This window comes from Bradyrhizobium sp. AC87j1, assembly GCF_002936975.1.
Classification (GTDB): Bacteria; Pseudomonadota; Alphaproteobacteria; order Rhizobiales; family Xanthobacteraceae; genus Bradyrhizobium; species Bradyrhizobium shewense.
The window spans coordinates 1-8953 of sequence record NZ_PTFE01000172.1; the positions used below are offsets into that span (position 1 = coordinate 1).

Sequence of the window (8953 nt, forward strand, 5' to 3'; positions counted from 1 at the left end):
GGGGGGCACCCATAAGTCCGCGAGACCCCACTTGTGATGTTTGTTGTGCCGCTTCGAAGCGGAGGTCCGCGCCGGCCTCCGGCAAGGCCTCCTCGTGGCAAGAACGCACAGTCGATTCGTGAGTTCATGCCGTAGCGAACCTCAAGGCTTCGGCCCTCTCGGGGCCCCCGACCTTGGGGCCTTGGCAAATACGTCGTCCCACGGCGGATCCGGCGGAAAAACCTCACCCAGGAACGCGACGAAGGCCTTCACGTTTGGATTGCCTCGACGGCTTTCCGGCCATAACGCGGTGATGTTGGTTCTAGGGACGACGAAATCTTGCAGGACGGGTACGAGTTCGTTGCGTCTGACATAAGGAGCAGCGACGAAAGTGGGGGTAACACCGATGCCACCGCCCGCCGCAACGACGGTGGCCACAGCCTCGCTAACATCGGTGATGATGGCCGCATCGGGCATGATCTCGACCAGGCGGTCGCCGATGAGGAAGGGCCAGCGAAATGTCTGGCCCGAACTCTGGAAGCGAAAGTTCACACAGTTATGGTTGACCAGTTCGTCGGGATGGATTGGCGTGCCGCGCCGGGCCAGATAGTCGGGGGAAGCGAAAGCGCAGATGCGGTGCGGGGCGAGCTGACGCGAGATCAGCCGGGAGTCCGCGAGATCGCCGACGCGGATCGCGACATCGATGCCCTCTTCGATCAGATCAACGTAGCGGTCGCCGATCCGCAACTCGATCATGAGCTTTGGATAGTGCTGTCGAAAGCGTGGCAGGGCCGGCGAGAGAATATTCACGCCGATAGGTAGCGGCGCGGCGATCCTCAGCGTGCCCGCAGGTTCGGAACGCGCCGCCGCCGCCGCTTGCTCGATCGCGTCCGCCTCGCGCAAAAGCCGCAGCGTCCGCTCGTGCAGGTCCCGCCCTTCTGGCGTCAGAGTGAGCGAGCGCGTCGTACGGCTGAACAGGCGCAGGCCGAGGTGCTGCTCCAGCCGTTGCACGCTCTTGCTGATCGCAGATGGCGAGACACCAAGTGCACGAGCGGCGGCTGAATAGCTGCCAAGGGAGCCGGAGCGGGCAAACGCGATGAGGCCGGTCAGTCGATCGAGGGCGATTTATGCCATGATGGAATAACAAAACCGAAGATTGGCTCAATTTTCAAGTAAAACTCATTGGCCTAGGTTTCCATTCATCGGCGGCGCGTTGCGCGCCCGCCCTTGAAAGGACCGACTCCCGTGACCGACTCTGTTCCTCAGACCCTCAAAGATCGCAACGTCGTCATCTTCGGCGGCACATCCGGCATCGGCCTGGCTGCCGCGCAGCAGGCCAAAGCGGCGGGCGCCAAGGTTATCGTTATTGGTTACGACCCCGTCGGAGCCGAGCGAGTTGCCGAGGAGAACGGATTCGCCGGCTGGCGGGCTGCGGACGTGACCAAGCCTGAGACCGTTGCCGCAGCCCTTGCCGACATCCCGCAAGTCGACCATCTCGTTCTGCTTGCGGGCAGCTTCGTTGCAGGCAAAGTGTTGGAGGCAGATGTCGCCTACCTGCGCCGCGCCTTCGATGAGCGAATTTGGGCGGCCGTGCATGTGTTGCGAAGCCTTGGGGACCGGCTCGCTGCCGACGGGTCCGTCACGTTCATTTCCGGAGCCTTGGCCGATCGACCCAACGCATATGGCACGTCCGTGCTCGCGGCCGCCTCCGCTGCGATGGAGGCCTTCGCCCGTGGCCTTGCCCTGGAGCTGGCACCACGCCGCGTGAATACCTTGTCGCCTGGGACGATCGACACCCCGCTCCTCGCACGTACGCTTGGCGAGGGCCGTGATGCCTACGTGGCGGCGCTGAAAGAAAAGCTTCCGCTGCACCGTATTGGCACTGCGCAGGAAGCCGGGAATGCCGTGGTCTTCCTGATGAGCAACGAATTCATGAACGGCGAGACGCTGCATGTCGATGGCGGTGCGCGCCTGGTCTGATTGCCCCTGTGTCCGCGGCTTTGTTTCCGCGACGCCGCCCCAACAAGATGAGATTACGAAAGGCCGCGAGATGACGACTCGAACCGCCATCGCCGAACTGTTCGTTGAGGAGCCCGTCATGTACGAGCCGACGGATATCGTTCAGGGACGGGCAGAAATTTCGCGCGTTGCCGCAAACCTTTTGAAGCAGTTCGGGCCGACGTTCCGTTTTATCCCCGACGGCGTCGCTGTCGGGCATCATGGCCTGGCGCATCTGGCTTGGCACGCAGGGCCCGAGGACGGGCCGGTCGCGGTGACGGGGGCGGACGTGGCCGAAATTGAAGGCGGTAAGATCGCGCGGCTATGGGTGCTACTCAACGCGCAGAAGAGCAAATAGCGTCGCCGCCTCTAAGCTCGCGGCTTCGCTTCCGCGACGCCGCCGGCGTTCCGCCGGCGATAAATCCACACCGCCACGCCGACCACGATCGCTACGCCGACCACGGTCAAAATCCACATGTGCTTAAAGAGATGTGCGTGGTGATGCAGCCCGGCATATTCGTGCAGGGCCGATACCGCCAGCACGCCCGGCAGCACATGCGCGGGGGCCCAGACCAGGATCGCCGGGATGTTCACGGCGTAGAACCTTGCCGGCGCCATGCCGAGCGCGCCCGCCGTGACCGGCACGAAGGCGCGGATTGGCGGCACGAAGCGGGCGAAGAACACCGCCCAGGTGCCGAAGCGGTGGAAGAAGCTTTCGCTCTCGGCGACCACGCGCGGATAATTGGTCAGCGGCCAGGTGTTGAGGATCTCGCGCTGCTGTCGGTGCCCGATCCAATAGGCCGAGCCGTCACCGAGCACAGCGCCGACCGCCGCCGCGAGCAGCACCCATTGCAGCTTCAGCTCGCCGCCCGGAACCAGGGCGCTGAGCGCCAGGATGATGGTCGAGCCGGGGATCACCGATCCCACCACCGGGACCGCTTCGAGCAAGGCTGCCAGGAACAGGGTCAGATAGGCCAGCCACGGATGGGCCGAGACGAACGAGATGAGGGGATCGAGGAAGGACGTCACGTTGTCTCTTGAGGGGCTGGAGCTCGGAGCTTTGGACCCTACATAAGTAACCGCATACGGCCAAAGTGCCACTCGCACGGAACGGGCGTGACGCGCCCGAATTTGGGCGTGATTCGCAAGGCAGCCCTCCAAAAACTGCGTTCCTTGCCTATCTAAATGAAAAGACAATGGAACTTTGATTGGTGGGCGGGCTTCTGCCGGCCACCTGTCTCTGATAGGTTGAGTTTCAGCACCCAGCCGCAGCCAACGTGCGAATAACCGGTTTCGGGACCGCCCGGGACCTCGGAGGATTGATGACGACCGCCGCTCTGTCCAAAGTTGAGGAAGTTTCCGGTCTGCCCGACATGAAGGTGTCGGTGCGGCAGGTATTCGGGATCGACAGCGATCTCGAAGTCCCCGCCTATTCCGAAGTCGATCCTCACGTGCCCGAAGTCGATTCCGATTACCGCTTCGACCGCGCCACCACGCTCGCCATTCTCGCCGGCTTCGCCCGCAACCGCCGCGTGATGGTGACCGGCTATCACGGCACCGGCAAATCCACCCATATCGAGCAGGTCGCCGCGCGTCTGAACTGGCCCTGCGTGCGCGTCAACCTCGACAGCCACATCAGCCGTATCGACCTCGTCGGCAAGGATTCCATCGTGGTCCGCGACGGCAAGCAGGTCACCGAATTCCGCGACGGCATTTTGCCCTGGGCGCTCCAGAACAACGTCGCGCTGGTGTTCGACGAATACGATGCTGGTCGCCCGGACGTGATGTTCGTGATCCAGCGCGTGCTGGAAGTTTCCGGCCGCCTGACGCTGCTGGACCAGAACAAGGTGATCAAGCCGCATCCGGCTTTCCGCATGTTCTCGACCGCCAATACGGTCGGCCTCGGCGATACCTCGGGCCTCTATCACGGCACTCAGCAGATCAACCAGGGCCAGATGGACCGCTGGTCGATCGTCACCACGCTGAACTATCTCAGCCATGACGAGGAAGTGGAGATCGTGCTGGCCAAGGCCAAGCACTATCGCACGCAGGAAGGCCGCGACATCGTCAACAAGATGGTGCGCCTCGCCGATCTCACCCGTAACGCTTTCGCCAATGGCGATCTGTCGACGGTGATGAGCCCGCGCACGGTGATCACCTGGGCTGAAAACGCCGACATCTTCGGCGATATCGGCTTTGCCTTCCGCGTCACCTTTCTCAACAAGTGCGATGAGCTCGAGCGCCCGCTGGTCGCCGAGTTCTACCAGCGCTGCTTCAACGCGGAGCTGCCGGAATCGGCGGTCAACGTGGCACTGTCCTGATCTCTCTCGGTGTGTCGTCCCGGCGAACGCCGGGACCCATACCGCGTGATGTCTCGATTGAAGCGCGCTGATAGTTTCCCTGACTGACTACCGCCGGTGGCTATGGGTCCCGCTTTCGCGGGGACGACGGTGAGATCGAGATGAGCACCACCTCCAACTCCAAATTCCGTAACACCAAGGAAGCCCCGACCGAGCCGTTCAAGCGCTCGGTGGCGTCCTGCCTCAAGGCGATCGCCAAGACGCCGGAGCTCGACGTCTCCTTCGCGGCCGAGCGGCCGGGGCTGGCGCCGGGCAAGGCGCGGCTGCCCGAGCCCGCGCGAAAAATGACCAAGCGTGATGCCGCCATCGTGCGCGGTCACGCCGATTCCATCGCGCTCAAGATCGCCTGTCACGACGCAAAACTGCATCGCAAGCTGATGCCCGGCAATCCGCAGGCGCGCGGCGTGTTCGAGGCGGTGGAGCAGGCGAGGGTGGAGGCGATCGGCGCGCGCCGCATGGCGGGCGTTGCGAAAAACCTCACCGCGATGCTCGACGACCATTTTCATCGCGGCAAGTTCGACGAGATCACCGACCGTGCCGACGCGCCGCTGGCGGATGCGCTGGCGATGCTGGTGCGTGAGCGCCTGACCGGCATGGCGCCGCCGACCGCCGCGAAGAAGATGGTCGATCTCTGGCGTCCCATTCTCGAAGACAAGATCGGCAAGCGGCTCGACCGGCTCGACACCCTGGTCGAGGACCAGACCCGGTTCGGCGACGCGGTGCACGATCTCCTGACGGCGCTCGATATCGGCGACGAGCGCAACGCCGACAGCGAAGACAATGACGAGAACGACGAGAACCAGGACGGCGATAACGACCAGTCCGGCGCCGAGGGCTCGCCCGATTCCGACGCCGCTCAGGAGATGAGCGCCGACCAGGCGCAGGCCTCGTCGGAAGAGATGAGCGAGAGCGCGATGGAAAGCGCGCAGGCCTCGACCTCCGACACGTTCGACGACGGCGAGCTCGGCGACGACGAGACGCCGGGCGAGGCTACGCGTCCGAACTCGCACGGCAAGAACGAGCCGCGCGGGCCGGAATATCACGCCTTCGCGCCGAAATTCGACGAGATCATCGCCGCCGAGGACCTCTGCGACCATGACGAGCTGGAGCGCCTGCGCGCCTATCTCGACAAGCAGCTCGCGCATCTGCAAGGCATCGTCGCCCGCCTCGCCAATCGCCTGCAGCGCCGCCTGATGGCGCAGCAGAACCGCGCCTGGGAGTTCGATCTCGAAGAGGGCATTCTGGACCCCGCGCGCCTGTCGCGCGTCGTCACCGATCCCTATCACCCGCTGTCTTTCATGCACGAGAAGGAAGCGACGTTCCGCGACACCGTGGTGACGCTGCTGCTCGACAATTCCGGCTCGATGCGCGGACGGCCCATCACGGTCGCCGCGACCTGCGCCGACATTCTCGCGCGCACGCTGGAGCGTTGCGGCGTCAAGGTCGAGATTTTGGGATTTACCACGCGCGCCTGGAAGGGTGGCCAGTCCCGCGAGGCGTGGCTTGCCGCCGGCAAGCCGGCCAATCCCGGCCGCCTCAACGATCTCCGCCACATCATCTACAAGTCGGCGGATGCCCCGTGGCGGCGTGCGCGGAAGAATCTCGGCCTGATGATGCGCGAGGGGCTGCTCAAGGAGAACATCGACGGCGAGGCGCTGGACTGGGCGCACAAGCGCCTCTTGGGTCGGCCCGAGCAGCGCAAGATCCTGATGATGATCTCGGACGGTGCGCCGGTCGACGATTCCACGCTGTCGGTCAATCCCGGCAATTATCTCGAGCGGCATCTGCGCCACATCATCGAGGAGATCGAGACCCGCTCGCCGGTCGAGCTGATCGCGATCGGCATCGGTCATGACGTGACGCGCTATTACCGCCGCGCGGTGACGATCGTGGATGCCGAAGAGCTCGGCGGCGCCATCACCGAGAAGCTCGCAGAGCTCTTCAGCGAGACCAACACCGCACCAACCCAGCCGGCCGGTCGCCCGCGACGCAAATTGCATTCGTGAGCACGCATCGATCCCGCCGCAGCTTCCTTAGGCACGCAGCGGCGGGATTTTCCACTCTTGCACTCTCCCGCCTGGCGCTGGCGCAAGCCGCGGCCGAGCCGCCGCCGCGCGCGCTTCAGGTCGAGAACGCCGTCGTCGAGCCTGTCAGCGTCGAGGTCAACGCGCGCGCCATTCCCAATTTCGAGCCGCGCGACCGCACGCGCACGCGCTTCGGCTCGCTGGAATATCGCAGCGGCCTGGTGCTGACCTCGCGCTATCGCGGCTTTGGCGGCTTGTCCGGCATCCGGCTCGATGCCAAAGGCGAGGGCTTCCTCGCGGTGTCCGATCAGGGCGGCTGGTTCACAGGTCGCATCCGCTATTCCGGCCGCAACATGACCGGCCTCGACGACGTCGAGGCCGCGCCGCTGCTCGGCGCCGAGGGGCGGCCGATCACGGAAAAGCGCCTGTGGTGGGATTCGGAATCGATCGCGCGCGACGGCAATTTCGTCTATGTCGGGCTCGAGCGCGTCAACCAGATCCTGCGCTACGATTTTTCCAAGGGCGGCACGCGCGCGCGCGGCGAGGTGATGCCGGTGCCGGCGGGGATCCGCAAGCTGCCCTCCAACAAGGGGCTGGAGGCGCTGGTCGTCGTGCCCAAAGAAAAGGACAAGGGCAAAGACCAGAACATGCCGCTCGCGGGCACCCTGATCGCCTTCTCCGAGCGCGGGCTGGATGCCGACGGCAACCTCGTCGCCTTCCTGATCGGTGGTCCCACGCCCGGCCAGTTCAGCGTGCGCCGCACCGAAAAATACGACATCAGCGATGCCGTGCTGCTGCCCTCCGGCGAGCTTCTGATCCTCGAACGCAAATTCTCCTGGTTCACCGGTGTCAACATCCGCATCCGCTCGATCCCGCTGAAGTCGATCGCTCCGGGCGCGCTGGTCGACGGCCCCGCGCTGTTCGCCGCCGATCTCGGCCACGAGATCGACAACATGGAAGGCATCGACGCCCACGTCACGGCCGACGGCGAGACCGTGCTGACGCTGATCTCCGACGACAATTTCTCGATGCTGCAGCGAACCTTGCTGCTGCAGTTCACGCTGGCGGAGTAAGGCGGCGCCGCTGTCGTCCGGGGCGCGCCCCAATCTCCACTGTCGTCCCGGACAAGCGCGCCTCAAGCGCGCGCAGATCCGGGACCCATAACCCCAGGGAGTAGTTGTGGTGCGAGCTCCCACTCCGAGTCTTCGCCAAACATCTCCCTGGGGTTATGGGTCCCTGCTTTCGCAGGGACGACGGCGGAATGTGTGGCGTCGTCCGCTGGATCATTGCGGGAATGCACGCCGAGGCGAGCCGCCATTCCCCAGCGCGCCTAGCAATCGCCTGTCCGCATACTACACTCTCTCAACTGCCCCTCTCATCCCCCCGGAACTCCCCCGCATGAGCGTCCTGTTTTCCCCGATCAAGCTGCGCGGCCTGACGTTGAAGAACCGCATCGTGGTGTCGCCGATGTGCCAATATTCGGCCGACGACGGCGTCGCCACCGACTGGCACTTCACCCACATCAACAATCTCAGCCTGTCGGGCGCGGCGATGTTCTGCATCGAGGCGACCCATGTCGAGGCGATCGGCCGCATCACGCCGGGCTGCCTCGGGCTCTACAGCGATGCCGCCGAGGCCGCGCTGAAGCAGGTGCTGACCTCGGTGCGCAAGCATTCCTCGACCGCGATCGCGATGCAGCTCGCCCATGCCGGCCGCAAAGCCAGTAGCGCGCGGCCCTGGGACGGCGGCCAGCTGATCCCGGTGGAGCAGGGCGGCTGGCAGACGGTGGCGCCATCGGCGCTGTCGCACAAGGAGGGCGAGGCCGCCCCGCTGGCGCTGGATGCGGCGGGCCTGAAGCGCATTCGCGAGGCCTTCGTCGACAGCGCCAAGCGCGCGGAGCGCATCGGCATCGATGCCATCGAGCTGCACGGCGCGCACGGCTATCTCTTGCATCAGTTCCTGTCGCCGATCTCCAACAAGCGCACCGACGAATATGGCGGGTCTTTGCAGAACCGCATGCGCTTCCCGCTCGAGATCTACGATGCGGTGCGCGCGGTCTTCCCGCACGACAAGCCGGTCGGCATGCGGGTGTCGTCGACCGACTGGGTCGAGGGCGGCTGGGATCTGGCGCAGACGATCGAGTTCGCCAACGCGCTGAAGGCGCGCGGCGTCGACTGGATCGATGCCTCCTCCGGCGGCGTCTCGCCGCTGCAGAAGATCCCGCTCGGCCCCGGCTACCAGGTGCAGTTCGCGGAGGCCATCAAGCGCGAGACCGGATTGCCGACGATCGCCGTCGGCCTGATCACTGACGGCAAGCAGGCCGAGGAGATCGTCGCATCCGGCAAGGCCGACATGATCGCGCTCGCCCGCGGCATGCTCTACGACCCGCGCTGGGCCTGGCACGCCGCTGCCGATGTCGGCGGCGAGGTCGAAGCCCCGCCACAATACTGGCGCTCGCAGCCCTCGACGCAGAAGGCGCTGTTCGGCAAGACCACGTTCGGGGCGAGGTAGCTTCTTTACCTCTCCCCGCTTGCGGGGAGAGGTCGAATTCGATCGCAGATCGAATTCGGGTGAGGGGGTACAGGTGCGGCT

At 64.9% G+C, this 8953-nt stretch carries 8 protein-coding genes; 6 read left to right on the top strand and 2 right to left on the bottom strand.

The genetic code is table 11. The features are described 5' to 3' along the window. Nucleotides 1-141: 141 nt before the first annotated feature. Entirely contained in the window at nucleotides 142-1104 is a 963-nt protein-coding gene (locus CV770_RS39675; protein ID WP_245453998.1) for a LysR family transcriptional regulator, read from the bottom strand. A gap of 120 nt (nucleotides 1105-1224) precedes the next feature. On the opposite strand from CV770_RS39675, the gene CV770_RS39680 reads away from it, so the two are divergent. Then, nucleotides 1225-1959, top strand: a complete 735-nt coding sequence (locus CV770_RS39680; RefSeq protein ID WP_104466185.1) for an SDR family oxidoreductase — start codon at nucleotides 1225-1227, stop codon at nucleotides 1957-1959. Further along, nucleotides 1931-2335 (top strand): nuclear transport factor 2 family protein, encoded by a 405-nt coding sequence (locus CV770_RS39685; protein ID WP_245453997.1) that lies wholly within the window; start codon nucleotides 1931-1933, stop codon nucleotides 2333-2335. The genes CV770_RS39680 and CV770_RS39685 overlap by 29 nt, the downstream gene beginning before the upstream one ends. An 11-nt stretch (nucleotides 2336-2346) precedes the next feature. Here the strand turns inward: CV770_RS39685 and CV770_RS39690 are convergent, their stop codons facing one another. Next, nucleotides 2347-3006: a DedA family protein gene (locus tag CV770_RS39690; protein WP_104466182.1), complete on the bottom strand. Its 660-nt coding sequence runs from the start codon at nucleotides 3004-3006 to the stop codon at nucleotides 2347-2349. Between the two features lie 293 nt (nucleotides 3007-3299). Here CV770_RS39690 and cobS point away from each other — a divergent pair, with 293 nt between their 5' ends. The 4 genes from cobS to CV770_RS39710 all read left to right on the top strand — a co-directional run bounded on the left by cobS (nucleotide 3300) and on the right by CV770_RS39710 (nucleotide 8872). Further along, entirely contained in the window at nucleotides 3300-4298 is a 999-nt protein-coding gene (cobS, locus tag CV770_RS39695) for a cobaltochelatase subunit CobS (protein WP_091966104.1), read from the top strand. A gap of 140 nt (nucleotides 4299-4438) precedes the next feature. Continuing rightward, complete coding sequence (gene cobT, locus CV770_RS39700; protein ID WP_091966105.1) at nucleotides 4439-6343, top strand: cobaltochelatase subunit CobT; 1905 nt, start codon at nucleotides 4439-4441, stop codon at nucleotides 6341-6343. Next, nucleotides 6340-7434 (top strand): esterase-like activity of phytase family protein, encoded by a 1095-nt coding sequence (locus CV770_RS39705; protein ID WP_104466183.1) that lies wholly within the window; start codon nucleotides 6340-6342, stop codon nucleotides 7432-7434. Before cobT ends, CV770_RS39705 begins: the two co-directional genes overlap by 4 nt. Before the next feature lie 325 nt (nucleotides 7435-7759). Then, the gene (locus CV770_RS39710; RefSeq protein ID WP_104466184.1) at nucleotides 7760-8872 is read left to right on the top strand and encodes an NADH:flavin oxidoreductase/NADH oxidase; all 1113 of its coding nucleotides are present in this window, start codon (nucleotides 7760-7762) and stop codon (nucleotides 8870-8872) included. Nucleotides 8873-8953 lie beyond the last annotated feature (81 nt).